The 25149-nt window shown below is 70.3% G+C and carries 16 protein-coding genes; 11 read left to right on the top strand and 5 right to left on the bottom strand.

Going from position 1 to position 25149, the window contains the following annotated elements; all coding sequences use genetic code 11:
• Positions 1–128 precede the first annotated feature (128 nt).
• Entirely contained in the window at positions 129–1742 is a 1614-nt protein-coding gene (locus ABD932_RS11430; RefSeq protein WP_345011364.1) for an NADH-ubiquinone oxidoreductase-F iron-sulfur binding region domain-containing protein, read from the bottom strand.
• Positions 1739–3079 carry a ferric reductase-like transmembrane domain-containing protein gene (locus tag ABD932_RS11425; protein WP_345011362.1) on the bottom strand — a complete coding sequence of 447 codons (1341 nt, stop codon included), beginning with the start codon at positions 3077–3079 and terminating at the stop codon, positions 1739–1741. The genes ABD932_RS11430 and ABD932_RS11425 overlap by 4 nt, the downstream gene beginning before the upstream one ends.
• 469 nt (positions 3080–3548) lie before the next feature.
• Here ABD932_RS11425 and leuS point away from each other — a divergent pair, with 469 nt between their 5' ends.
• The 9 genes from leuS to ABD932_RS11380 all read left to right on the top strand — a co-directional run bounded on the left by leuS (position 3549) and on the right by ABD932_RS11380 (position 15564).
• A complete protein-coding gene (leuS, locus tag ABD932_RS11420) occupies positions 3549–6443 on the top strand; it encodes a leucine--tRNA ligase (protein ID WP_345011360.1) in 2895 nt (964 codons plus the stop codon).
• 269 nt (positions 6444–6712) lie between these two features.
• Positions 6713–7522, top strand: a complete 810-nt coding sequence (locus tag ABD932_RS11415) for a hypothetical protein (protein WP_345011358.1) — start codon at positions 6713–6715, stop codon at positions 7520–7522.
• A gap of 92 nt (positions 7523–7614) precedes the next feature.
• Entirely contained in the window at positions 7615–8460 is an 846-nt protein-coding gene (locus tag ABD932_RS11410; protein WP_345011356.1) for a DegV family protein, read from the top strand.
• Positions 8461–8670: 210 nt separating this feature from the next.
• Positions 8671–9849 carry a ComEA family DNA-binding protein gene (locus ABD932_RS11405; RefSeq protein WP_345011354.1) on the top strand — a complete coding sequence of 393 codons (1179 nt, stop codon included), beginning with the start codon at positions 8671–8673 and terminating at the stop codon, positions 9847–9849.
• On the top strand, positions 9846–12521 hold the full coding sequence (locus ABD932_RS11400) for a ComEC/Rec2 family competence protein (protein ID WP_345011352.1): 2676 nt from the start codon (positions 9846–9848) through the stop codon (positions 12519–12521). Before ABD932_RS11405 ends, ABD932_RS11400 begins: the two co-directional genes overlap by 4 nt.
• 4 nt (positions 12522–12525) lie before the next feature.
• Positions 12526–13365: an arylamine N-acetyltransferase family protein gene (locus tag ABD932_RS11395; protein ID WP_345011350.1), complete on the top strand. Its 840-nt coding sequence runs from the start codon at positions 12526–12528 to the stop codon at positions 13363–13365.
• A 207-nt stretch (positions 13366–13572) separates the two neighbouring features.
• On the top strand, positions 13573–13818 hold the full coding sequence (locus ABD932_RS11390; RefSeq protein WP_345011348.1) for a hypothetical protein: 246 nt from the start codon (positions 13573–13575) through the stop codon (positions 13816–13818).
• Between the two features lie 297 nt (positions 13819–14115).
• Positions 14116–15105, top strand: coding sequence for a DNA polymerase III subunit delta (gene holA, locus ABD932_RS11385; RefSeq protein WP_250087981.1), 990 nt, complete (start codon positions 14116–14118; stop codon positions 15103–15105).
• A 63-nt stretch (positions 15106–15168) separates the two neighbouring features.
• The gene (locus ABD932_RS11380; protein ID WP_345011345.1) at positions 15169–15564 is read left to right on the top strand and encodes a nuclear transport factor 2 family protein; all 396 of its coding nucleotides are present in this window, start codon (positions 15169–15171) and stop codon (positions 15562–15564) included.
• Positions 15565–15805: 241 nt separating this feature from the next.
• Here ABD932_RS11380 and rpsT read toward each other — a convergent pair whose 3' ends face one another.
• Positions 15806–16072 carry a 30S ribosomal protein S20 gene (gene rpsT / locus ABD932_RS11375; RefSeq protein WP_126392167.1) on the bottom strand — a complete coding sequence of 89 codons (267 nt, stop codon included), beginning with the start codon at positions 16070–16072 and terminating at the stop codon, positions 15806–15808.
• Between the two features lie 221 nt (positions 16073–16293).
• Here rpsT and lepA point away from each other — a divergent pair, with 221 nt between their 5' ends.
• Both lepA and ABD932_RS11365 read left to right on the top strand, forming a co-directional pair.
• Positions 16294–18162 carry a translation elongation factor 4 gene (gene lepA, locus ABD932_RS11370; protein ID WP_345011341.1) on the top strand — a complete coding sequence of 623 codons (1869 nt, stop codon included), beginning with the start codon at positions 16294–16296 and terminating at the stop codon, positions 18160–18162.
• Between the two features lie 202 nt (positions 18163–18364).
• A complete protein-coding gene (locus ABD932_RS11365) occupies positions 18365–20239 on the top strand; it encodes an AMP-dependent synthetase/ligase (RefSeq protein WP_345011339.1) in 1875 nt (624 codons plus the stop codon).
• 105 nt (positions 20240–20344) lie between these two features.
• Here ABD932_RS11365 and ABD932_RS11360 read toward each other — a convergent pair whose 3' ends face one another.
• Together ABD932_RS11360 and ABD932_RS11355 are read right to left on the bottom strand one after the other, a co-directional pair.
• Entirely contained in the window at positions 20345–20917 is a 573-nt protein-coding gene (locus ABD932_RS11360; RefSeq protein WP_345011337.1) for a response regulator, read from the bottom strand.
• Positions 20918–20929: 12 nt separating this feature from the next.
• Positions 20930–25012 carry a HAMP domain-containing protein gene (locus ABD932_RS11355; RefSeq protein WP_425587438.1) on the bottom strand — a complete coding sequence of 1361 codons (4083 nt, stop codon included), beginning with the start codon at positions 25010–25012 and terminating at the stop codon, positions 20930–20932.
• Between the last annotated feature and the right edge of the window lie 137 nt (positions 25013–25149).

Below are 25149 nucleotides of genomic sequence, written 5' to 3'. Positions count from 1 at the left end.
TCCCGCCGGGTCAGTTGATCCGGCGGGATTTTTTTGTGTCCGCGGAAGCCGCTGCTGCGGAGGCCGTTGAGGAACAGGCAGAGGGGCCGTCCCGCTTGGACGGCCCCTCTAGGCGTGCGTGCCCGGTGTCAGCGTCCCAGTGCGCGCCTGCCGCGGCCCTGGGAGAGGACCGGCAGGTTGTTGCGGGAGGAGTCCTGTGCGCGCGTGTCCTCCTCGAGGCGCAGGGCGAGGGCCGGGCAACGGCGCACCGCGCGCAGGGCCTTGGCCTCGGCGTAGCGCGGCACCTTCGCCTGGGCGACGGTCGGGAAGCCGTCGGCGCCGAGCTGGAAGACCTCCGGGAGGATGTCAGCGCACAGGCCGTGGCCGCGGCACAGGGTCCAGTCGACGTAGATCTTCTGGCGGCTGGGGCCGTTCTCCTCCGCCTCGGCGCCGCCCGGGATGCCCGAGGGGCCCCTGCCGCCCTCGAAGAGCGGCAGAACGCCCTCCACGGGCCGTCCGCAGCCGTTGCCGAGGACGTGCGCCGCGAGGTCGTCGGTGAACGCCTTGATGGTCGACTCCAGGAACATCGCGGAGCCGTCCGGGTGTGAGCACGCGCCGCGCCGCTTCACGTTCTTCGCAACCTGCTTGAGCGCCTCCAGGGCGGCGGGACCACCGCCGTTGAGGATGTCCTCCATGCCGCGCGCGGCGGCCGGCAGACCGAGGTAGCAGGGGCCGCACTGGCCCGCGCTCTCCTCGGCCAGCCACTGTGCGACGCGGAGGGACTCGCCCAGGGGGCACGTCTCCTGAGTGATCGGCAGGATCGCCCCGGCGCCCAGCGAACCGCCCACCGCGTCCAGGGAGTTGCGGGAGACGATCGCCTCGTTGACCGTCGCCGCGTCGATCCACTTGCCGTGGTAGCCGCCGGTGAGCACGCCCTGTGGGACCGGCGGAGCGCCGGCGAGCTGGAGGACGTAGCGCAGCGGTACGCCCGTGGGCACCTCGATGACCATCGGTCGGGCGACCGCGCCGGAGACCGTGAGCATGACGGTGCCCGGCTCGTCGTACAGGCCGGTGTTGCCGTAGCGCTCCGGGCCGATGCGGGCGGCGATGGCCAGCTGGGCGAACGTCTCGGCGTTCGACAGCAGGGTCGGGGCGCCGCCGACGCCGTTCTGCGAGGCGCTGACCTTGCGGCCGGGCGGGATCGCCGGGCCGCCGTCGATGGAGCGGATCACGGAGGCGGCGGCGCCGGTGACCATGCGCACCGGGTTGCGCTGGACGAACGCGCGTAGCGCGGAGCGACGGCTGTTGCTGAGGCCGCGCTCGGCGAGGGCGGCCTCCATGGAGCGCTGGGTCGATTCCCGGGTGACCGCAACCACGAGCGTGCGGGCACCCATGGCCTCGGCGCACAGCAGGGCACCGTCCAGGATGAGATGCGGGGCACGGTTGATCATCACCGTGTCCTTGCGGCAGGCCGGTTCGTCCTCACTGCCGTTGACGACCACGACCGGACGCACCCCGCGCTTGATCGCGGCCTCCGCGACCGAGCGCAGCTTCTTGTGGAAGGGGAAGCCCGCGCCGCCGCGGCCCTTCAGGTTGATGTTCTCGGCGAGCTTCGCGAGCTGCTCGCCGCCCAACGGTTCGAGCGGCCCGTGCACCTTCAGGTGCATGGGTAGGTCAAGTCTTTCGACAAGGTCGAAGCCCGACGTGAGCTGGGGAAGTCCGACCACGCGGACTTCGGGTACGTCGGGCAGGGCCTCGTTCACTTAAAGCCTCCGGAAGGCGTGTTCCAAGGTTCGCCCGAACCCGGTGCGTCGAAGTCGTAGGACGCACCGGGGAAAGTTTCAGTGGCGGGACCGCTGTTGTTGTACGTGTCGTTCTGGTTGTACGTACCGAAGACGGCGTTTGTCTCAGAGGTGTCGTACACGTCACTCGAGCCATAGCCCGAAGCGCCCGAGCCGTAGCCCGGGGTGCCTGAATTGTCGTAGACCGGGATGTTGTATCCCGTGTCGTTGAGTGGATCGTAGGACGACGGGGGGGCCTCGCCGACCGGCGGTGGGGAGGGAATCGGCCAGCTGCCGGTGCCGCCTGCGCCGCCGTCGACGCGGGGGATCGCCTCCGTCGGCTGCATGTCCAGGGGCAGGTCCATGCGCGCGGTCTGGTCGGCGTACGGCTGCTGTTGTTGCCCGCGGGAGCGGGGGTTGACGGCACGGTAGGCGGCTGCGAAGCCGCCCGTGGTCTCCGCGGCCGACGGGGACTGGGCGGGCATGCCGGGCAGCGGGCCGGTCCGTTCGTCGCGCGACGGCCGTGACGAGCGGGACGGGCGCTGGTCCTCGTAACCCGGCAGCCCGGACGCCGCCCTGGCGCGGCTCTCCTCCAGGTCCTCGCGGGCTCCCGGCTCGTTGCCGATGATCTGGGCGATCCGGTCGGCGAACTTGCGCTTGACCGGGCGCGGGGCGGCGCGCAGCGCGAGGGCCGCGGCGACGGCCACCACGCACAGCTCGTAGCAGACCATGAAGAAGGTCTTCGCCGGGCGGCCCGCGAACAGGCCGTGGATCAGGGCGGCACACCAGGCGGGGTAGGCCAGCATGTGCATCGCGCGCCAGCGCGCGGCGACCGGCGCGGGGGAGGCGAACCGGTTGCGCAGCGCGCCGGTGACGCCCACGAAGATCATGAGCAGCGCGGCCAGGGAGCCCAGGCCGATGAGGAAGGCGCTGCCGGGGATCTCGTCGCCGCCGAAGAGCACGAGGCTGAAGGGGATCAGCGCGGCGATCGGGCTTGCGTGCTCCAGCGCCAGCTTGACGCCGATGTGCACCAGGAGGAACGCGATGGAGGCCACGGCGGTCACCCGGTGGACGCCCTGCGCGATGATCCGCTGGCGGGTGTTGAGGATCATCCGGTCCTGGGCGACCAGGCCCCAGATCACCGAGCAGGTGAGGCAGACGAGCGACAGGACACCGGCACCGAAGTTGAGGAACTCCTGGAGCCAGGTGCCGCCGAGCAGCACGACCAGGGGTATGAGCAGCACAACAGCAGCGGTCGCCACCCCGTAGGCCGACCGGCCCGTCCTGGGGAGCGAACTGTTACTACGACGAGGGTTCATGGGGGCAACTCCGAGCGGTTCGGGAAGGCGGTCCCGCTGCCGCACTCTAAGTGGCTCCATACCGGTGGGTACGGCGTTTGAGTTATTGCGTTGTTATCTACGGGCTGTATGGGGCTTGTGATGTCCCTTAGCGACTGTTACGCCAGGTAACAGTTGAGCGTTGTTCAACTTCTTGAGGTCTTCACAACTCTGAGGTACGCAATCGGGGGCGCTGTTGTTCATGCGTGGACCCTCCGGAAGCTCCCGCGCGCCCCCTCCGGAACCTCGTCGCGACCCGCTCGTGCGCTGCGGTACCCTGACGCCATGCGTGCCGTACGCCTTCTGCTTAGCGGGCCGCGCTGATCAGTCCCGACCGCCGGGTGAATCGGATGGTCGGAATCGGCGCGGCGTCCCCTCCTGTGCGAGGGGATTTTTCGTTTCCAGAGAACCGCAGCCGCCGGCAGAGACGATCGATGGAGCTTTGAGGATCATGAGCGAGACGAACCCCGCTGCCGCCGCCGAGGCAGCAGCGCCGCACCGCTACACGGCCGCCATGGCGGCCGAGATCGAGGCACGCTGGCAGGACTTCTGGGACGCCGAGGGCACGTACGCCGCGCCGAACCCGAAGGGTGACCTGGCGGGCGACCCCGCGGTCGTCGCCCGGCCCAAGAAGTTCATCATGGACATGTTCCCGTACCCCTCCGGTGCGGGCCTGCACGTCGGTCACCCGCTGGGGTACATCGCCACCGACGTCTTCGCGCGCTTCCAGCGCATGACCGGCCACAACGTCCTGCACACCCTGGGCTTCGACGCCTTCGGCCTGCCCGCCGAGCAGTACGCCGTGCAGACCGGCACGCACCCGCGTGTCTCCACCGAGGCCAACATCGAGAACATGAAGGTCCAGCTGCGCCGGCTGGGCCTGGGCCACGACAAGCGCCGGTCGTTCGCCACGATCGACCCGGACTACTACAAGTGGACCCAGTGGATCTTCCTGCAGATCTTCAACTCCTGGTACGACGACGAGGCGAAGAAGGCCCGGCCGATCTCCGAGCTGGTCGCCGAGTTCGAGTCCGGTGAGCGTGCCGTACCCGGCGCCGACGGCGGTGCCGATGGCGGCACGCGCGCGTGGAGCGAGCTGAGCGCCGCCGAGCGCGCCGACGTCCTGGGCGAGTACCGGCTGGCGTACGCCTCCGACGCGCCGGTCAACTGGTGCCCCGGCCTGGGCACCGTGCTGGCCAACGAGGAGGTCACCGCCGAGGGCCGCTCCGAGCGCGGCAACTTCCCGGTGTTCAAGGCCAAGCTGCGCCAGTGGAACATGCGGATCACCGCCTACGCCGACCGGCTGCTGGACGACCTGGACGAGCTGGACTGGCCCGAGGCCATCAAGCTGCAGCAGCGCAACTGGATCGGCCGCTCCGAGGGCGCCCGCGTCGACTTCCCCATCGACGGCGAGAACATCACGGTCTTCACCACCCGCCCCGACACCCTGTTCGGCGCGAGCTACATGGTGCTGGCTCCCGAGCACCCGCTGGTCGACAAGTTCACCCCGGACGCCTGGCCCGAGGGCACCCACGATGTGTGGACCGGCGGTCACGCCACCCCGGCCGAGGCCGTCGCCGCCTACCGTGCGCAGGCCGCCTCCAAGTCCGACGTCGAGCGCCAGGCCGAGGCCAAGGACAAGACGGGCGTCTTCATCGGCTCGTACGCGACCAACCCGGTCAACGGCGAGAAGATCCCCGTCTTCATTGCCGACTACGTCCTGATGGGCTACGGCACCGGCGCGATCATGGCCGTACCGGCCGGCGACCAGCGCGACTTCGAGTTCGCGCGCGCCTTCGAGCTGCCGATCGTGTGCATCGTCGAGCCGACGGACGGGCGGGGCACGGACACCTCGACGTGGGAGAACGCCTTCGGGTCGTACGACGCGAAGATCATCAACTCCACGGGTGAGGGTGTCTCCCTGGACGGCCTGGGCGTCGCCGAGGCCAAGGTGCGCATCACCGAGTGGCTGGAGCGCGAGGGCATCGGCGAGGGCACCGTCAACTTCCGGCTGCGCGACTGGCTGTTCAGCCGTCAGCGCTACTGGGGCGAGCCCTTCCCGATCGTCTACGACGAGGACGGCATCGCCCACGCGCTGCCCGAGTCGATGCTGCCGCTGGAGCTGCCCGAGGTCGAGGACTACTCGCCGCGCACCTTCGACCCGGACGACGCCGACACCCAGCCCGAGACGCCGCTGTCGCGCAACGAGGAATGGGTCAACGTCACGCTGGACCTGGGCGACGGCCCCAAGCGGTACCGGCGTGAGACCAACACCATGCCCAACTGGGCCGGTTCCTGCTGGTACGAGCTGCGCTACCTGGACCCGCACAACAGCGAGCAGCTGGTCGACCCGGAGATCGAGCAGTACTGGATGGGCCCGCGCGAGGGCCAGCCGCACGGCGGTGTCGACCTGTACGTCGGTGGCGCCGAGCACGCCGTGCTGCACCTGCTGTACGCCCGCTTCTGGTCCAAGGTCCTGTTCGACCTGGGGCACGTCTCCTCCGCGGAGCCATTCCACAAGCTGTTCAACCAGGGCATGATCCAGGCCTACGTCTACCGCGACAGCCGTGGCATCGCCGTGCCGGCCGCCGAGGTGGAGGAGCGCGACGGCGCGTACTACTACCAGGGCGAGAAGGTCTCCCGGCTGCTGGGCAAGATGGGCAAGTCCCTGAAGAACGCGGTCACTCCGGACGAGATCTGTGCCGAGTACGGCGCCGACACGCTGCGGCTGTACGAGATGGCGATGGGCCCGCTGGACGTGTCCCGGCCGTGGGACACGCGCGCGGTGGTCGGTCAGTTCCGGCTGCTGCAGCGGCTGTGGCGCAACGTCGTCGACGAGACGACCGGTGCCGTGACGGTGGTGGACGCCGAGCCCGACGAGGACACGCTGCGTGCCCTGCACAAGGCGATCGACGGGGTGCGCGGGGACCTGGAGGGCATGCGCTTCAACACCGCGATCGCCAAGGTCACCGAGCTGAACAACCACCTGACCAAGGCGGGAGGCGCGCTGCCGCGCTCTGTCGCCGAGTCGCTGGTGCTGATGGCCGCGCCGCTGGCCCCGCACATCGCCGAGGAGCTGTGGCGCAAGCTGGGGCGCACCGACTCGGTGGTCCACCAGGACTTCCCGGTCGCCGACCCGGCGTACGTCGTCGACGAGACCGTGACCTGTGTCGTGCAGATCAAGGGCAAGGTCAAGGCCCGCCTGGAGGTCTCGCCGGCCATCTCCGAGGAGGAGCTGGAGAAGGTCGCGCTGTCCGACGAGAAGGTCGTGGCGGCTCTGGACGGGGCCGGGATCCGGAAGGTGATCGTGCGGGCGCCGAAGCTGGTGAACATCGTTCCGGCGTAGGGCTCGGTGGGGGCCTGCGCCGCAGGCCTTCGGCGCAGGGCTGCGGTGGTGGGGCTCCGGCGGTTTGGCTCCGGCGGTTGGGCCGGGGCCGGTCGCCGGGCGGCTCTGGGTTGCCGGGAGCGTGCGGGCGGCTCGGGGTTGCGTGAGCTTGGCTCGGGGTGATCCCTTACGGGCAGGTTCGGGGTTCTGTTGGAACTCCGGGCCTGCCCGCTGCGTTTACCGTTGAGGAGTGACGCGGCGTGTGTCGTGTCAGGCTGGAGGAGGAGCTCGTGGAAGCAGTGATCGCAGTCGTAGCCCTGCTTTTCGTGCTCTTCGTCGTGCTTGGCGCGTACGCCACGGTGAAGGTGGTCGGCGCGGCCAAGCGTCGTGTGGACGAGACGATCACCCACGCCCGGCGCACGGTCGAGGACACGACCCTGCGGGCAAAGTCCCTGGCCCAGCCGGGCTCGGCCGGAGAGCTCGCCCAGCTGCGGCTGAAGCTGCGTACCTCCATGCGGGCCACCCAGGACGCGCTGCACGCGGGCGCGACCGAGGACGAGTCCCTCAAGGAGTCCCTCGGCCTCTTCGAGCGCCTCAGCGCGCACGGGCACGAACTGGACGCCGAACTGCGGCGCCTGGAGTCCGAGCCCGACCGCTCGACCCTTGCCGAGCGGCTGCCCGACCTGCGCGAGCGCACCGCACGCATCGTGCAGGCAGCGGACTCCCTGCGCTGGGCGGCCCGCGACCGCGCCCACCGCTTCGCCGACGACGACCTGGACTCCCTCAGCGCGCAGATCGACGTGGAGACCGGTGCCCTGCGGCACTGGCAGACGACGGAGCCCTCGGCGTCGGCGGCGGCGTCGACTTCGGCGCCCACGTCGGCGCCGGGGTCGGAACGTCCGGCGCCGGAACGTCCGTCGACGCCGCCCCCGTGGCCGGAGGCTCCGGCTCCCGAGGCCGCCGCGACGACCGAGCAGACCTGGCCGGACACCCCTCAGACACAGCGGGCCGAGGAGCCGACCAGGCCCGCCATCACCCCGCCCGGCCCCCGGCCGACGTACCCCTGGCAGAAGAAGACCCGCCCCGAGAGCACGACTTGAGCCTGCGGAGCACGCGATGATCCGGTCAAGGAAGCACCGGCTGAGCGGGGTCGGGCTGCCGCCCGGGCGCTACGCCAGGTAACCTCCAGCTCATGTCCCGCCATGTCGCGATCGTCACCGATTCAACGGCCTACCTGCCGCAGCGGACGATGGAGCGCCACGGCATCACCGCGGTGCCCCTGACCGTGGTCCTCGGCGATCAGGCGCTGGACGAGGGCACCGAGATCTCGACCCGTTCCCTCGCCCAGGCGTTGCAGAAGCGACGCCCCGTCACCACCTCGCGCCCCAGCCCCCAGGTCTTCGCGGAGCACTACCGCAAGGTCGCCGAGTCCGGCGCCACCGGCATCGTCTCCCTGCACCTGTCCGCCGAGCTCTCCGGCACCTACGACGCGGCGGTCCTCGCGGCGCGTGAGGCACCGGTGCCGGTGCGGGTGGTGGACACCGGGATGGTCGCCATGGCGCTCGGCTTCTGCGCGCTCGCCGCGGCCGAGGCGGCGGAGACGGGCGGCACCGTGGACGACGCCGTGACGGCCGCGGAGAAGCGAGCCGGGGCCACGGCCGCCTACTTCTACGTCGACACCCTCGACTATCTGCGCCGCGGTGGCCGTATCGGCGCCGCGCAGGCCCTGCTGGGCTCCGCGCTCGCGGTGAAGCCGCTGCTGCAGCTGGAGGGCGGCCGGATCGGCCCTCTGGAGAAGGTACGGACGGCGTCCAAGGCGATCGCCCGCCTCGAGGAGATCGCGGCCGACCGTGCGGGCAGCGCACAGGTCGACATCGCGGTGCACCATCTCGCCGCTCCCGACCGGGCGTCGGCGCTGGCGGATCGGCTGCGGACGCGGGTGCCCGGGCTGGCCGATCTGCATGTGAGTGAGGTGGGGGCGGTGATCGGGGCGCATACGGGGCCCGGGTTGTTGGGGGTAGTGGTTTCGCCGCGATGACTATGAAGTCCGCGATGACGATGAAGTCCGCGATGACGATGAAGTCCGCGATGGCTGCGATGACCGCGATGGCTGCGATGACCGAGTTGGCCGGCCTGTCAGGCGGTTGAGTCACTCGTGTGGGTGGCCGAGTTATCCACAACTGGGCGGTAATCCCCGGGAATTGAGCAAGATCATCGCGAGTTGGGCGAGGTGTTCGATCCTCGTCGCATGGCACTTCGATCACGTACACGTACGGGCTCACCCACACCCACACGTACCCGCACACGCACGGCCACGGTCACCAGCGGCCCGGGCCGCGGTCCTCACTCCGACGTCCGCGCTCGTCACCAACGCCTGCGTGGCCGGGCACGGCGGCGGTATGCGTCGGCGGAGGAGCTGCGCCGACGGGCGGAGGTGATTTTCGCCGAACGGGCCGAGGAGTGGAGGGAGTCGGGGGCGGGGCCGCCGACGGGCGATGCCCGGGGTGATGATGCTGCGGTGCTGGCCTCGGGCGCGGTGGATGTCGCTGCGGTCGCCGTGGACAGGCATGGTCACGGTGCTGATCCGGAAGGTCCCGCGAGTTCCCCGCGTCCAGGGAGTCCCGAAAATCCCGGGAGCCTTGGGAGTGTTGGGAGCAGTGGCTCCGGGAGCGGGGACTGGCGTGCGCGGGCCGGGCTGGCGCTGCGGGAGCGGATGCCGGTGTGGCTGCAGGCGAGGTGCGGGCTGGAGCGGCGGAGCGTGGTCGCGCTCACCGTGGTGCTCGTCCTGGCCGCCGGGTTCGCCGTGCAGCACTTCTGGAGCGGCCGGACGCAGTCCGTGCGGGCGCCCGAGGTGGTGCGGGCGGCGCCTCCGCACGGGAGCGGGGAGCCGGGTGCCCCGTACGGGGGCGGTGAGTCGGGCGGGGAAGCCGGTGCGGGGGCGTCGGCGGGCGGCGTGCCGGGTGCTGAGGGCGCGGCAGCGGCGGAGATCGTCGTGGATGTCAGCGGCAAGGTGCGTGAGCCGGGGATCCATCGCCTTCCGGCGGGCTCGCGGGTCGCGGACGCATTGCGCGTGGCCGGTGGAGTGCGTCCCGGCACGAACACCGACGGTCTCAACCGGGCCCGGTTCCTGGTGGACGGCGAGCAGGTGATCGTCGGCGGTCCGGTGGCCGTGCCGGGGGCAGCGGCTGGTACGGGTGGCTCGGGCGGTACTGCGGTCGCCGGTGCGGCGCCTGCCGCGCCGGTCTCCCTCAACACGGCCACCGTGGACCAGCTGGACACCCTCCCGGGCGTCGGCCCGGTGCTGGCCCAGCACATCATCGACTACCGCACCCAGCACGGCGGCTTCCGCTCGGTGGACGAGCTGCAAGAGGTCAACGGCATCGGCACGCGTCGTTTCGCCGATCTCCGGAATCTCGTGCGGCCATGAGCCACGACGCCCGCACACCCGCCCGCACACCCGTCCTCGCGCCCTCCCGCGCCGCCGTTCACGCCGCGTCGGGAAGCCGGCTCGGCACCTCCCACCCCCGACAGGAAGGACCGACGGACCTCCGACTCGTCCCACCCGCGCTCGCCGCCTGGGGAACCGCGGCGCTGATGCTCGATGCCTCACCAGTGTGGGTGGCCGGTGCGGCTGTGCTCTGTCTGGTCGTGGCAGGCGTACTGGTGGTGGTACGGCGGGGCGGTGGGCGCGCCGGTCATGCGACCGAACTTCCACGGGGTTCCGCTGCCGGGTGGGACAGAGCGGCCCGGCAGGCGTCTCCGGCAGGTCCGCTCAGGTGGCCGCGCAGGCAGGACACCGCGCCCGTGCGACTCACCTGGCCGCGTACCTCGGTCACCGCCGTGCTGCTCTGCGTCGCCGCGGCCGCCGTCTCCGCCGGGCTGCACGGGGCCGATCTGCGGCGGGGGCCGGTGCCGGGGCTGGCCCGGGAGTACGCCACCGTGACCGCCGAGGTCGAGGTCACCGCCGATCCGCGGCTCACCCGGCCCCGGGTCCGAGGGAATCACATGGCGCCGACGTCCGTGCTGATCAACGCGGACGTACGGCGCGTCGAAGAGGCGGACGGCACGGCCGTGGTGACGCGGGCGCCGGTGCTGGTGATCGTCGACGGTGGATGGGGGGCCTCCGGCGACGCCGATGGGCCGTCCCACTCCGCTGCCGCCCGGCATTCGCCCTGGCTGCGGCTTCTCCCCTCCACGCGGCTGCGCGTGACCGCCCGCCTCGCGCCCTCCTTGGCCGACGGGGACCGGATCGCTGCCGTACTGCGAGTCCGGGACTCGGCCGTGCCGGAGGTCGTGGGGCAGCCGACTGCGGCGCAGCGGTTGGCGGGTCGGTTGCGGGGCGGATTGCGGGAGGCGACCGACGGGTTGCCGGCGGACGCGCGGGCGCTGCTGCCGGGGCTGGTCGTGGGCGACACGTCGCGGATCACGCCGGAGCTGGACGAGGCGTTCAAGGAGACCGACCTCGCGCACACGCTCGCCGTCTCCGGCAGCAACCTCACGATCATCCTCGCCCTGCTGATCGGCCCACCCGGCCTGGCCCAGCGGGTCGAGCGTCGTGGCCTCGCACCTCGCCTCGGCATCTCCCTGCGGACCACCGCGCTGCTCGGCGGAGGTCTCACTCTGGCGTTCGTCATTGTGTGCCGGCCGGACCCGAGCGTGCTGCGGGCCGCGGCCTGCGGGACCGTCGCGCTGCTGGCACTGGCGACCGGACGCCGTAGATCACTGGTCCCGGCGCTGGCGACGGCCGTACTGCTGCTGGTGCTGTACGACCCGTGGCTGGCCCGTAGTTACGGCTTTCTGCTCTCCGTGCTCGCCACGGGAGCCCTGCTCACCCTCGCGCCCCGCTGGAGTGCGGCGCTGCGCCGCCGACGGGTGCCACCACGGTTGGCCGAGGCGCTGGCGGCCGCGGCTGCCGCGCAGGCACTGTGCGCGCCGGTCGTGGCCGTGCTCTCGGCCCGGGTGAGCCTGGTTGCGGTGCCGTGCAATCTGCTTGCGGAGTTCGCGATCGCACCGGCCACGGTGCTGGGCTTCGCGGCACTGGCGACGGCACCGCTCGCGATGCCGGTGGCCAAGGCGCTGGCCTGGTGCGCGAGTTGGCCGGCCGGGTGGATCGCGGACGTCGCCCGGACAGGCGCCGCACTGCCCGGGGCGGGCGTGGACTGGCCCGGCAGCTGGACGGGGGCGGCGCTGCTCGCCCTCGCCACGGTGGTCGTCCTGCTCGCCGGTCGGCGCCTGTTGCGGCACCCCTGGTGGTGCGGTGTCTGCGGGCTGCTGCTCCTGCTGGTGGTGCTGCAGCCGCCGCCGCTGACCAGGGTGGTCACGGGGTGGCCGCCGCCAGGGTGGCGGTTCGCCATGTGCGATGTGGGGCAGGGCGACGCGACGGTGCTCGCGGCGGGCGAGGGCACGGGTGTGGTCGTGGACGCCGGCCCCGATCCGACGCTGGTCGACCGGTGCCTGCGCACGCTGGGGATCACCAGGATCCCGCTCGTCGTGCTGACCCACTACCACGCGGACCACGTCGCGGGCCTGCCCGGCGTGCTGCGGGGGCGTGAGGTGGGTGCGATCGAGACCACGGGGCACGAAGAGCCCGTGGACCAAGTGGAGTTCGTACGCAGGGAGGCGGCCGCTCGGGGCATCCCCCTGGCGCGGGCCGCGGCCGGGGAGGAGCGGCGGACCGGGGCGCTGAGCTGGCAGGTGGTGTGGCCGCCGACCCACCCGGTGCCCGCCCCGGAGGGGCCGAACGACGCCAGTGTCACCCTGCTCGTCCGGTCGGCCGGGCTGCGGCTCCTGCTGCTCGGGGATCTCGAACCCCCGGCCCAGCGGGCGCTGTTGAGATCGCCGGCCGGGTCGCTGCTGGGCGGCGTGGATGTGCTCAAGGTCGCCCACCATGGCTCGGCGTACCAGGACCCGGAGCTCATACGCCGGGCGGCGCCGCGGCTGGCGTTGATCAGCTGCGGTGAGGACAACCCGTACGGGCACCCCGCTCCCGGCACCGTCGCGGCACTGCGGGCGCAGGGTGCGGTGGTGCTGCGGACGGACGAGGACGGGGCGCTGGCGGTCGTGGGTACGGGCGCGGAGCTCGCGGTGGCGGGAGACTGAGGGCATGGATTCCGTTGAGGTTGATGCCTATCTCCGTCGCCTGGGGGTCGAGCACCCGGCCTGGCCCACCGTGGACGTGCTGCGCGAGCTGCATCTGCGCCATCTGCAGACCGTGCCGTTCGAGAACCTGTCGATCCACCTCGGCGAGGAGATCGTGCTGGACGAGAAGCGACTGCTGGACAAGGTGGTGGGTGCCGGACGGGGTGGGTTCTGCTACGAACTGAACGGGGCGTTCGGGGCGTTGCTCACCGCGCTGGGCTTCGACGTGACACTGCTCGCGGCGCGGGTGCACGGGAAGGAGGGGCGGCTCGGGATCCCCTACGACCACATGGCGCTCAAGGTCAGGACGGTGGACGGGGGAGCGTGGCTGGCGGACGTCGGCTTCGGGGCGCACAGTCACTATCCGCTGGCGTTCGAGGCGCGGGGTGAGCAGGTGGATCCCGCGGGCGTGTTCCGGATCGTGGAGGCCGGGCCGGATGAGGCCGGGGTGCGTGGCGGGCACGACGTGGCGGAGGCGGCGGACCTGGAGGTCGGTATGGCCGGTCGGCCGGAGTACCGGCTGGAGCAGCGGCCGCGGGTGCTCGGCGACTTCGTGGCGGGGGCGTGGTGGCACAGCACCTCGCCCGGGTCGCACTTCACGCAGTCCCTGGTGTGTTCGCGGGTGACGGAGGAAGGAGGGCGGATCACGCTCAGCGGCCGCACGTTCAAGGCGACGGCGGCCGACGGGACGCGTGAGGAGCGGGAGTTGGGCACGGACGAGGAGGTGCTGGAGGTGTACCGGGAGCGGTTCGGGATCGAGCTGGACAGGGTGCCGACGGTACGGAAGCCGGGCAGGGAGGGCTGATCCCGAGCCCGAGCTGGGCAGAGAGGCCGCTCGGGCGAATCCGGCGAATCCGACCGTGGGGTTCACGGGTTGCCCGGGGTTCACGGGTTGGCCGGGGTGCATGGGGTTGCCCCGGGTGCCTCAGGGCTGCGCTGTGCCGACGGGCGGCTGTCCGCGCTCGGACCCCGGCGTGCGTTCGTGCCTCCTCGGGTGCCTGAGAATTGCTCCGTGAGCGATGTGAGACATGTACTGGTGCTGCCCGATCGTGACGCGGCGGAGGAGGCCGCGGAGGCGCTCGGGGAGCGGTTCGCGATCGATGAGCAGCCGCGGCTGGTACGGGATGCGCTGGCCGGGGAGGACGATGCCGAGGACGCGCAGTGGCTGGTGGTGCTGCGGGACGAGGCGGGGCGGCTGGATCCGGGGGAGCTGGACGAGTTCGCGGGGGAGTGGGACGGGTGGCGGGAGGAGCCGTAGCCGGACGCCTGCTCGGCGTGGGCCGGGGCTGGGCCGAGGATGGGCCGCGTCGCCCGGAGCCGACGGGGGCCCAAACTCTTCGAGCAGGGGGCGCCCCCGGTGTCCACCTGCGGCAGGAGGCGCCCCGGCGTCCACCTGTGCCGCCCCCAGCCCCCACCCATGCCGCCGGCGCCCACCCGCGCTGCCCCAGCGGCACGACCGCCCCCACGCTGAGCGGGCCCCGGCGCCCGACCGCCCCCGCCTGCGCAGACACCGCTCCCGCCCCCGCTGTCAGTCCCCCGTGCCATGCTGTACGCGATGGCCAGGAAGACTGCGAACGACGACCCCCTTGCCCCTGTGACCCTCGCCGTGGGTCAGGAGGAGCTGCTGCTCGATCGTGCCGTGCGGGAGGTGGTGGTTGCCGCCAGGGCCGCCGATGCCGACACGGACGTGCGGGAGCTGACTTCGGACCAGTTGCAGCCGGGCACGCTGGCCGAGTTGACCAGCCCCTCGCTGTTCGCGGAGCGCAAGGTCGTGGTCGTGCGCAATGCGCAGGATCTGTCGGCCGACACGATCAAGGACGTGACGGCGTATCTGGGGGCGCCCGCCGAGGAGATCACCCTGGTGCTGCTGCACGCGGGCCAGGCCAAGGGCAAGAAGCTGCTCGACGCCGCGCGCAAGGCGGGGGCGCGGGAGGTGGCGTGCCCGAAGATGACGAAGCCGGCGGACCGGCTGGCGTTCGTCAGGCAGGAGTTCCGGGCGACCGGGCGGTCCGCGACGCCGGAGGCCTGTCAGGCGCTGGTCGATGCCATCGGGAGCGATCTGCGGGAGCTGGCGTCCGCGGTGAGCCAGCTGGTCGCCGATGTCGAGGGGACCGTCGACGAGGCGGTCGTCGGCCGGTACTACACCGGCCGGGCCGAGGCGTCGAGCTTCACCGTCGCCGACCGGGCGGTCGAGGGGCGGGCCGCGGAGGCGCTGGAGGCGCTGCGGTGGTCGCTGGCGACGGGCGTGGCGCCGGTCATGATCACCAGCGCGCTCGCGCAGGGCGTGCGGGCCATCGGGAAGCTGTCCTCGGCCCGGGGTGGGCGGCCCGCCGACCTCGCGCGTGAGCTTGGCATGCCGCCGTGGAAGATCGACCGCGTCCGGCAGCAGATGCGGGGATGGACACCGGACGGAGTGGCGGTCGCGCTGCAGGCGGTCGCCGAGGCCGACGCCGGAGTGAAGGGCGGCGGGGACGACCCCGGCTACGCCCTGGAGAAGGCGGTCGTGGCGGTCGCGCGGGCGGCTCGGTCCAGAGGGCGCGGCTAGGGGCAGGAGAGGAGAATCGGGCGTATCAGCCGTATCGCCGGACTGGGAAAGGTGGCGACCGACATGGCTGAACACCCGCACGCACAACTCGTCCGCAAGGGCTACGAAGCCTTCTCACGGGGTGACATGGACACCCTGCGCACCTTGCTCTCCGGAGACTGCACGCACCACGTGCCCGGCAGCCACCCGCTCTCGGGGGACTACAAGGGGCAGGACGCGTGTATCGACATGTACGGTCGGCTCTTCACCGAGACGAACGGGACGTTTCGCGTCGAAATGAGCAACGTCCTCGTAGACGGCCGAGGCCATGCCGTGTCCGTGCACCGCTTCACCGCCGAGCGCCAGGGCAAGCGCATAAGCGAGAACGGAGCCCTCGTCTTCCGGATCGTCGGAGACAAGGTCACCGACATCGACGAGTGCGTCGAGGACATCGAGAAGGGCAACGAGTTCTGGTCGTGAGATCCGCGCCTCGCCCATACCGAAGGCCCGGACCTCCCATGCCGAAGGCTCCGTACCCCGCTCATGCCAAAGGCCCCGCCGCTCGCCCTGGGGAAGGGCGAGCGGCGGGGCCTTCGGTTCAAGCTGCTGAGCCCGTACCCGCGTGGCGAACGCAGGCCGCGTACAGGCTCGGGGTGCCGGACGGGAGCGGATGAGAGAGGGCCCGCTCGATTCCCTCCGGCGGTCAGATCAAAGAAGAGGTTCAGCCCTTGAGGGATTCGACCTTCGAAGCAAGCGCCGACTTCTTGTTGGCGGCCTGGTTCTTGTGGATGACGCCCTTCGAGACGGCCTTGTCGAGCGCACGCGACGCGGCGCGCTGGTACTCGGTGGCCTTCTCGACGTCACCCGCGGCAGCAGCCTCACGGGCCTTGCGGATCGCGGTCTTCAGAGAGGACTTGACGGCCTTGTTGCGCAGCCGGGCCTTCTCGTTGGTCTTGATCCGCTTGATCTGGGACTTGATGTTCGCCACGAATGAGCCTTTTCAGGTTCAGGCACAGGACCGCAAGGGTCCCGCACCGGTGATTTTCTGGAGAGTGCCTCGTGCTGAGAGGGGCATGAGACACAGCCACCCAGAGTACCAGTGGCCCGGCCGACGGCCCAAAACGGTCGCCGGTCGCCGCCCGTGGGACCATGGAACCTACGTATCGATCCGACCCGAGGCATAAGGCGCCTCAAGAGACAGGACCCTGCGTGCCCGCGACCCCTAACAATGTGCCCGAGCCGAGCCGTACCGACCCGGCTCTGATCCGCAATTTCTGCATCATCGCGCACATCGACCACGGCAAGTCCACGCTCGCCGACCGGATGCTCCAGCTGACCGGTGTGGTCGAGCAGCGGCAGATGCGTGCTCAGTACCTCGACCGGATGGACATCGAGCGCGAGCGCGGCATCACGATCAAGTCCCAGGCGGTGCGGCTGCCGTGGGCTCCCACCCACGAACCCGGCAACACGCACATCCTCAACATGATCGACACCCCGGGGCACGTCGACTTCACCTACGAGGTCTCACGGTCGCTCGCGGCCTGTGAGGGGACCGTCCTCCTCGTCGACGCCGCCCAGGGCATCGAGGCGCAGACCCTCGCCAACCTCTACCTGGCGATGGAGAACGACCTCACGATCATCCCCGTACTGAACAAGATCGACCTGCCGGCCGCGCAGCCCGAGAAGTTCGCCGAGGAGCTCGCCAACCTCGTCGGCTGCGACCCGGACGACGTGCTGCGGGTGTCCGCGAAGACCGGCCTCGGCGTCGACGCGCTGCTCGACAAGGTGGTCAAGGAGATCCCGGCCCCGGTCGGCGTCAAGGACGCCCCCGCCCGCGCGATGATCTTCGACTCGGTCTACGACTCCTACCGCGGCGTCGTGACGTACGTCCGTGTCATCGACGGCCAGCTCAACAAGCGCGAGCGCATCAGGATGATGTCGACGGGCGCCACGCACGAGCTGCTGGAGATCGGGACGAACTCGCCCGAGATGCTGTCCGCCGACGGTCTCGGCGTCGGCGAGGTGGGCTATCTGATCACGGGTGTGAAGGACGTCCGCCAGTCCAAGGTCGGTGACACCGTCACCAGCCAGCACAAGGGAGCCACCGAGGCGCTCGGCGGGTACAAGGACCCGAAGCCGATGGTCTTCTCCGGTCTGTATCCGCTGGACGGCTCCGACTACCCCGAGCTGCGCGAGGCCCTCGACAAGCTCCAGCTCAACGACGCCGCGCTCGTCTACGAGCCGGAGACCTCCGCCGCGCTCGGCTTCGGCTTCCGCGTCGGCTTCCTCGGCCTGCTGCACCTCGACGTGATCCGCGAGCGGCTGGAGCGCGAGTTCGGTCTCGACCTGATCGCCACCGCGCCGAACGTGGTCTACCGGGTCGTGATGGAGGACGGAACCGAGCACACCGTCACCAACCCGAGCGAGTTCCCCGAGGGCAAGATCAACGAGGTGTACGAGCCGGTCGTACGTGCCACGATCCTCGCGCCGACCGAGTTCATCGGCTCGATCATGGAGCTGTGCCAGACCCGGCGCGGCACCCTCCTCGGCATGGACTACCTGTCCGAGGACCGGGTCGAGATCCGCTACACCCTGCCGCTCGCCGAGATCGTCTTCGACTTCTTCGACCAGCTGAAGTCCAAGACCCGCGGCTACGCCTCGCTCGACTACGAGCCCACCGGTGAGCAGACCTCCAGCCTGGTCAAGGTCGACATCCTGCTGCACGGCGACAAGGTCGACGCCTTCTCCGCGATCACCCACAAGGACCAGGCGTACGCGTACGGCGTACGGCTCGTCGCCAAGCTCAAGGAGCTCATCCCGCGGCAGGCCTTCGAGGTGCCCGTCCAGGCCGCCATCGGCTCCCGGGTGATCGCCCGCGAGACCATCCGCGCCATCCGCAAGGACGTCCTCGCCAAGTGCTACGGCGGTGACATCTCCCGTAAGCGGAAGCTGCTGGAGAAGCAGAAGGAAGGCAAGAAGCGGATGAAGATGGTGGGTTCCGTGGAGGTTCCGCAGGAGGCCTTCATCGCCGTACTGAGCAGTGATGACAGCGCGGGATCGGGCAAGGGCAAGAAATAGTCCCGAGGTGTACCGATTCGATGGGCCCGTCGCGCCGTAGTGTGGCGGGCCCTCCGCTTTCCTCTGTAGGAAGTGACAGCCCGCCGCCCCTTACGCACCGGCCGGTCGGCATCTACTCTGATCCCTGCTCGATAGTTACTCGCGAGTTAAACAACAGCCGCAACCTGAGCCAGCCGCACTGTCGCGGGCCCCGGAGGACGTCGTGAGCGACACACAGACACTGATCGAGAACCGCCCGCCGAGCGTGGCGACCCTCTTCCTGGAGCGCGTAGCGGCCACGCCGGACGCCGAGGCATACCGCTATCCGGTGCCCGCCGCCACCGGCCAGGGCCCGGACGAATGGAAGTCGCTGAGCTGGGGGCAGGCCGCCGAGCGGGTCTACGCGATCGCGGCCGGGCTCATCGAGCTGGGCGTCCAGCCCGAGCAGCGGGTGGCCCTCGCCTCCTCGACCCGGATCGAGTGGATACTCGCCGACCTGGGCATCATGTGCGCCGGCGCGGCCACCACCACCGTCTATCCGCAGACCAACGCCGACGAGTCGGCGTTCATCCTCGCCGACTCCGAGAGCCGCGTGCTGATCGCCGAGGACGCGGCGCAGCTGGCCAAGGCCAAGGAGAAGCGCGCCGAGCTCCCGCACCTCACGCATGTCGTCGTGATCGACCCGGCCGGTGTCGAGACCGCCGACTGGATCCTCACCCTCGACGAGCTGGAGAAGCGCGGCGCGGCCCGGCTGGAGAAGGACGCCGACCTGGTCAAGGAGCGCGTCGGCGCGATCACCAAGGACCAGCTCGCCACCCTGATCTACACCTCCGGCACCACCGGCCGCCCCAAGGGTGTACGGCTGCCGCACGACAACTGGGCGTACATGGCGAAGGCGATCGCCGCGACCGGGCTGGTCGGCGCCGAGGACGTGCAGTACCTGTGGCTGCCGCTCGCGCACGTCTTCGGCAAGGTGCTCACCTCCGGCCAGATCGAGGTCGGTCACGTCACCGCCGTCGACGGCCGCGTCGACAAGATCATCGAGAATCTGCCGGTCGTGCAGCCGACGTACATGGCTGCCGTGCCGCGCATCTTCGAGAAGGTCTACAACGGGGTCGCCGCGAAGGCCCGCGCGGGCGGCGGCGCCAAGTACAAGATCTTCCAGTGGGCCGCCGGGGTCGGCCGTGAGTACGCCAAGGTCACCCAGGACAACTTCCGCCGCACCGGCACCCACTCCGCGCCGTTCGGCCTCGCCGCCAAGCACAAGGTCGCCGACACGCTCGTCTTCGCCAAGATCCGCGAGGCCTTCGGCGGCAACCTGCGTGCCTGCGTCTCCGGCTCGGCCGCCCTCTCCCCGGAGATCGGCTACTTCTTCGCCGGCGCCGGCATCCACATCCTCGAGGGCTACGGCCTCACCGAGTCCTCCGCGGCGTCCTTCGTGAACCCGGGCGAGGCCTACCGCACCGGCACGGTCGGCAAGCCGCTGCCCGGCACGGAGGTGCGCATCGCGGACGACGGCGAGATCCTGCTGCGCGGCCCCGGCATCATGGAGGGCTACCACGGGCTGCCCGACAAGACCGCCGAGGTGCTGGAGGCCGACGGCTGGTTCCACACCGGTGACATCGGCGAGCTGTCCCCGGACGGCTACCTGCGCATCACGGACCGCAAGAAGGACCTCATCAAGACGTCGGGCGGCAAGTACATCGCGCCGGCCGAGGTCGAGGGGCAGTTCAAGGCGGTGTGCCCGTACGTCTCCAACATCCTGGTGCACGGCGCCGACCGGAACTTCTGCACGGCGCTGATCGCGCTGGACGAGCCCTCGATTCTGGCCTGGGCGGAGGAGAACGGGCTGGCCGGGAAGTCGTACGCGGAGATCGTGGCCGCGCCGGCCACCGTCGAGATGGTCGACGGCTATGTGAAGCAGCTCAACGCCGGGCTGCAGAAGTGGCAGACCATCAAGAAGTTCCGGTTGCTGCCGCGGGATCTCGATGTGGAGCACGGGGAGATCACGCCGAGTCTGAAGCTGAAGCGGCCGGTTGTGGAGCGGGAGTACAAGGGGCTGATCGAGGAGATGTACGCGGGTACGCGGGAGGCGTAGCGCCCAAGGGGGGTGGCGGGGCTTGTGTGCGACTGGCCGGTCCGTTGTGGCTGGTCGCGCCCACGCGGCGAAGCCGCACATCGATACGGTCCCGCGCCCCTCGGGTCAGGACACTTGCCGTCCGCCTGCCAGGTGCCGTAGCTCTCGGACCTGGTCGCGCAGCCTTTCGAGGTCTGGTTCCTTCGCGTCCAGTTCCTCCTCCAGGGCTGCCAGCCGTATGAGGAACTCGGTGTTGTGCTTCGGGTTCCGGGACAGGAGCCGTTCCAGCTCCCGGCTCTTGCGGTACAGGTCCAGGAACACCGTCACCTTCGCACGCAGCACCCACGGATCGAACGGCTTGGTCAGGTAGTCCGCGGCGCCCGTCGCGTAGCCGCGGAAGGCGTAGCCGGGGTCGTCCTCCGCTCCGGTCAGGAAGATGATCGGGACGTCCTTGGTCTGGTCGAGCCGTTTGATGTTCGTCGCCGTTTCGAAGCCGTCCATGCCCGGCATGCGGACGTCGAGCAGGACCAGGGCGAAGCGTTGGCGCAGCAGCGCCTTCATCGCCTCCTCGCCCGAACGTGCGCGGACGAGCGGCTCGTTGAGGGACCCCAGGACGGCCTCCAGCGCGATCAGGTTGTCCTCCATGTCGTCGACCAGGAGGATGCCGGCGCGCTCGTCGGTCGTTGCCTCAGCGCTCATGGTGTAGTGGCCTCATTCGGTGATGGTCGGCGGGACCTCTTCCTCCTTGGAAGTGTTCGGTCCCGGTTCTGCGGTGTTCTCCGGCTCCGCGGACTGTTCCTCTCCGCGTTCCGCGCCCTCGGGGTCCAGGAGGTCGCAGACGACGGTCAACAGCTGATCCACGTCCACCGGCTTCGGTACGTAGTCGTTGGCGCCCCGCGCGATGGATTTCTCCCGGTCTCCGGGCATCGCCTTCGCGGTCAGCGCGACGATGGGCAGGTCGGTCCAGCGCGGGGTGCGGCGGATGGCGGAGATCGTCTCGTAGCCGTCCATCTCCGGCATCATGATGTCCATCAGGACGAGTTCGACGTCCGGGTTGCGCTCCAGGGTCTCGATGCCCTCGCGGCCGTTCTCCGCGTACAGCACCGGCATGCCGACCCGGCCCAGGACATGGGTGAGCGCGAAGACGTTGCGGATGTCGTCGTCGACGATCAGCACCCGTCGGCCGGGGAGCACACGGCCCGCCCGGCCCGTCTGCCACGCCTCCAGCTTGGTCGGTGTCGGCCAGCTCTCGTCGGCGTCGTGGGTGGCCGTGAAGGGCTCGGTCGACAGTTGCTCCGGGATGGGGAGAGCGCGGTTCTCGGAGACCGGCCCGGTCGCGGCGTGGCCGGGGCTGACGACCGGGACGTACAGCGTGAACGTGGAGCCCTCGCCGGGCTCGCTCTCGGCGACGATACGGCCGCCCAGCAGGCCCGCGATCTCCCGGCTGATGGACAGGCCGAGGCCGGTGCCGCCGTACTTGCGGTTGGTGGTGCCGTCGGCCTGCTGGAACGCCTCGAAGATCACCGGGAGTTTCTCCTGCGCGATGCCGATGCCGGTGTCGGACACGGCGAACGCGATCACCTCGTCGCCCTCGCGGACGTAGTGGTTGTCGGGGTCCTTCACCCGGTTCACACGCAGCTCGACCCGGCCGGTCGCGGTGAACTTGATCGCGTTGGACAGGAGGTTGCGCAGGATCTGCTGCAGGCGCTGCTCGTCCGAGTACATCTCGCGCGGCACGTCCTCGCCGACCGACACCTCGAAGGCGAGCCCCCGGTCCAGGGTGAGGGGGCGGAAGGTGGCGTGGACGTAGTCGAGGAGTTTGATGAGCGGGAGTTTCTTCGGGCGTACGTCCATCCGGCCCGCCTCGATCTTCGACAGGTCCAGGATGTCGTTGATCAGCTGGAGGAGGTCGGAGCCGGAGCGGTGGATCGTCGTCGCGAACTGCACTTCCTGGTCCGACAGATGGCCGTCCGGGTTGTCCGACAGCAGGCGCGCCAGGATCAGCAGCGAGTTCAGCGGCGTGCGCAGCTCGTGCGACATGTTCGCCAGGAACTCCGACTTGTACTGGGAGGATGTGGCCAACAGGGCCGCCTTCTCCTCCAGTTCCGCGTTCGAGCGCTGCAGCTCCGCCTGCTGCATCTGGAGTTCGTCCGAGCGTTCCTGGAGCTGCATGGCCAGGCGCTGGGACTCGCCGAGCAGGGACTCCGTACGGGAGTTGGCGATGATCGTGTTGATGGCGACGGCGATGGTGTTCACGAACTGGTCGAAGAACGCCAGGTGCACGTCGGAGAAGCGGGAGAAGGACGCCAGCTCGATCACGCCGAGGAGCTTGTCCTCGAAGAGGATCGGGATGATGACGACGCTCGTGGGCGCCGCCTCGCCGAGCCCGCTGTTGATCTTGATGTAGTCCGGCGGGGCCTCCTCGACGAGGATCCGCTTCTTCTCGCGGGCCGCCTGCCGGACCAGGCCGTGCACGGGGAGGCCGCCGGTCTCGACGGTCGCGCCCTGCGCCGAGCCGTACCCGGCGATGAACGCGAGCCCCTTCGCCGGAACGGTCGTACGCAGTGCGGCGCTCTCCTCGTCCGGGTCGGCCAGGAAGAACGCGCCGTACTGGGCGTTGACCAGCGGGGTCAGCTCGCGCAGCAGCAGGTCGGCGACCTCCATCAGGTCGCGGTGGCCCTGCATCAGGGCGGCCAGGCGGGCCAGGTTGGACTCCAGCCAGTCCTTGGCGCGGGTCGTCTCGCGCAGGTTGGCCACCATCAGGTTGATGTTGTCCTTCAGCTCGGCGACCTCGCCGCGCGTCTCGACCGTGATCGAGCGGGACATGTCGCCCTGGGCCACGGCGGAGGCGACCTCGGCGATCGCGCGGACCTGGGTGGTCAGGTTCGACGCGAGTTCGTTCACGTTCGTCGTCAGGCGCTTCCAGGTGCCGTAGACGCCCTCCACCCGGGCCTGGCCGCCGAGTTGCCCCTCGGAACCCACCTCGCGGGCCACGCGGGTGACCTCGGAGGAGAAGGAGGACAGGGTGTCGACCATCGTGTTGATGGCGGTCTTCAGCTCCAGGATCTCGCCGCGCGCGTCGACGTCGATCTTCTTGGAGAGGTCGCCGTTGGCGACGGCCGTGGTGACCTGGGCGATGTTCCGCACCTGGGAGGTGAGGTTGTCGGCCATGTAGTTGACGTTGTCCGTCAGGTCCCGCCAGACCCCGGAGACGCCCAGCACCTGCGCCCGCCCGCCGAGCCGGCCGTCGGTGCCGACCTCGCGGGCGACGCGGGTGACCTCGTCGGCGAAGGCGCGCAGCTGCTGCACCATCGTGTTGACGGTGTCCTTGAGTTCGAGGATCTCGCCGCGGGCGTCCACGGTGATCTTCTTGGAGAGGTCGCCGTTGGCGACGGCGGTGGTGACCTGGGCGATGTTGCGGACCTGGGAGGTCAGGTTCAGCGCCATGAAGTTGACGTTGTCGGTGAGGTCTTTCCATACGCCGCTGACGCCGCGTACCTGGGCCTGACCGCCGAGGTTTCCTTCGGTGCCGACCTCGCGGGCGACGCGGGTGACCTCGTCGGCGAAGGCGGAGAGCTGGTCGACCATCGTGTTGATGGTCGACTTGAGTTCGAGGATCTCGCCCTTCGCCTCGACCGTGATCTTCTTGCCGAGGTCGCCCTGGGCCACGGCCGTGGACACGAGGGCGATGTTGCGGACCTGGGAGGTCAGGTTGTCCGCCATGAAGTTGACGTTGTCGGTGAGGTCTTTCCATACGCCGCTGACGCCGCGTACCTGGGCCCGGCCGCCGAGGTTTCCTTCGGTGCCGACCTCGCGGGCGACGCGGGTGACCTCGTCGGCGAAGGCGGAAAGCTGGTCGACCATCGTGTTGATGGTCGACTTCAGTTCGAGGATCTCGCCCTGGGCGTCGACGGTGATCTTCTGGCTCAGGTCGCCGTTGGCGACGGCGGTGGTGACCTGGGCGATGTTGCGGACCTGGGAGGTCAGGTTCGACGCCATGAAGTTGACGTTGTCGGTGAGGTCCTTCCAGACTCCGGAGACGCCCCGGACCTGGGCGCGTCCGCCCAACTGGCCCTCGGTGCCCACCTCGCGGGCGACCCTCGTCACCTCGTCGGCGAAGGCGGAGAGCTGGTCGACCATCGTGTTGACGGTCAGCTTGAGTTCGAGCAGCTCGCCGGTCGCCTCCACGGTGACCGTGCGGGTCAGGTCCCCGCGGGCCACCGCCGTGGTCACCAGGGCGATGTCGCGCACCTGGGCTGTCAGCCGGGACGCCATCGTGTTGACCGCCTCGGTCACGTCCCGCCAACTGCCGGACAGACCCGTCACCTTGGCCCGGCCGCCGAGCCGGCCCTCGGTGCCGACCTCGCGGGCGACGCGGGTGACCTCGCCGGTGAACAGGGAGAGCTGGTCGACCATCTTGTTCACGGCCCGGCCGAGGCGGCGCAGGTCGCCGCGTAACAGGCGGGTGCCGTCGTGCAGGTCGACGCGCTGGGTGAGGTCGCCGCCGGCCACCGCGTCCAGGACGCGCGTCGCGTTCGCCGCCGGGGCCACCAGGGCGTCGAGCAGCTGGTTGACGTCGTTGACCCGGGTCATCCAGCAGCCCTGCCCCGGGCTCGCGGACAGCCGCTCGTCGAGTCGGCCGTGCCGCACCAACTCCCTCTTGACGCGCTGCACTTCACCGTTGAAGTGGGTGCTGCGGTCCACGATCTGGTTGAAGACAGCCGTCAGCTCGGCGACGACCCCGTCACCCGTCTCCGGGAGCTTGCGGAAGTCGCCGTCTCGAGCCGCGGTCATCGCGGCGAGCAGCGCGCGCAGTTCCGATGCTCGAATCTGACCGTCTTTCTGTCCGTCTTCGAGCACACGCGTAGCACGGTTCTCACTCATGGCGGCCCACTTCGGTAACTCGGTGCTTATGGGCGTGGCCAGTCTGT

This window comes from Streptomyces shaanxiensis (genome assembly GCF_039537145.1).
GTDB classification, from domain to species: Bacteria; Actinomycetota; Actinomycetes; order Streptomycetales; family Streptomycetaceae; genus Streptomyces; species Streptomyces shaanxiensis.
The sequence above is the reverse complement of the archived record's forward strand: the minus strand, read 5'-3'. Positions and strand labels throughout refer to the sequence as shown.

Excerpts from the sequence above, each read along its gene's own strand:
- ABD932_RS11410 (WP_345011356.1), top strand. The coding sequence starts at position 7,615 with ATGTCCCGCCATGTCGCGATCGTCACCGATTCAACGGCCTACCTGCCG.
- ABD932_RS11355 (WP_425587438.1), bottom strand. The coding sequence starts at position 25,012 with ATGACCGCGGCTCGAGACGGCGACTTCCGCAAGCTCCCGGAGACGGGT.
- ABD932_RS11380 (WP_345011345.1), top strand. The coding sequence starts at position 15,169 with ATGGCTGAACACCCGCACGCACAACTCGTCCGCAAGGGCTACGAAGCC.
- ABD932_RS11405 (WP_345011354.1), top strand. The coding sequence starts at position 8,671 with ATGGCACTTCGATCACGTACACGTACGGGCTCACCCACACCCACACGT.
- ABD932_RS11425 (WP_345011362.1), bottom strand. The coding sequence starts at position 3,079 with ATGAACCCTCGTCGTAGTAACAGTTCGCTCCCCAGGACGGGCCGGTCG.
- ABD932_RS11400 (WP_345011352.1), top strand. The coding sequence starts at position 9,846 with ATGAGCCACGACGCCCGCACACCCGCCCGCACACCCGTCCTCGCGCCC.
- holA (WP_250087981.1), top strand. The coding sequence starts at position 14,116 with ATGGCCAGGAAGACTGCGAACGACGACCCCCTTGCCCCTGTGACCCTC.
- ABD932_RS11395 (WP_345011350.1), top strand. The coding sequence starts at position 12,526 with ATGGATTCCGTTGAGGTTGATGCCTATCTCCGTCGCCTGGGGGTCGAG.
- ABD932_RS11360 (WP_345011337.1), bottom strand. The coding sequence starts at position 20,917 with ATGAGCGCTGAGGCAACGACCGACGAGCGCGCCGGCATCCTCCTGGTC.
- leuS (WP_345011360.1), top strand. The coding sequence starts at position 3,549 with ATGAGCGAGACGAACCCCGCTGCCGCCGCCGAGGCAGCAGCGCCGCAC.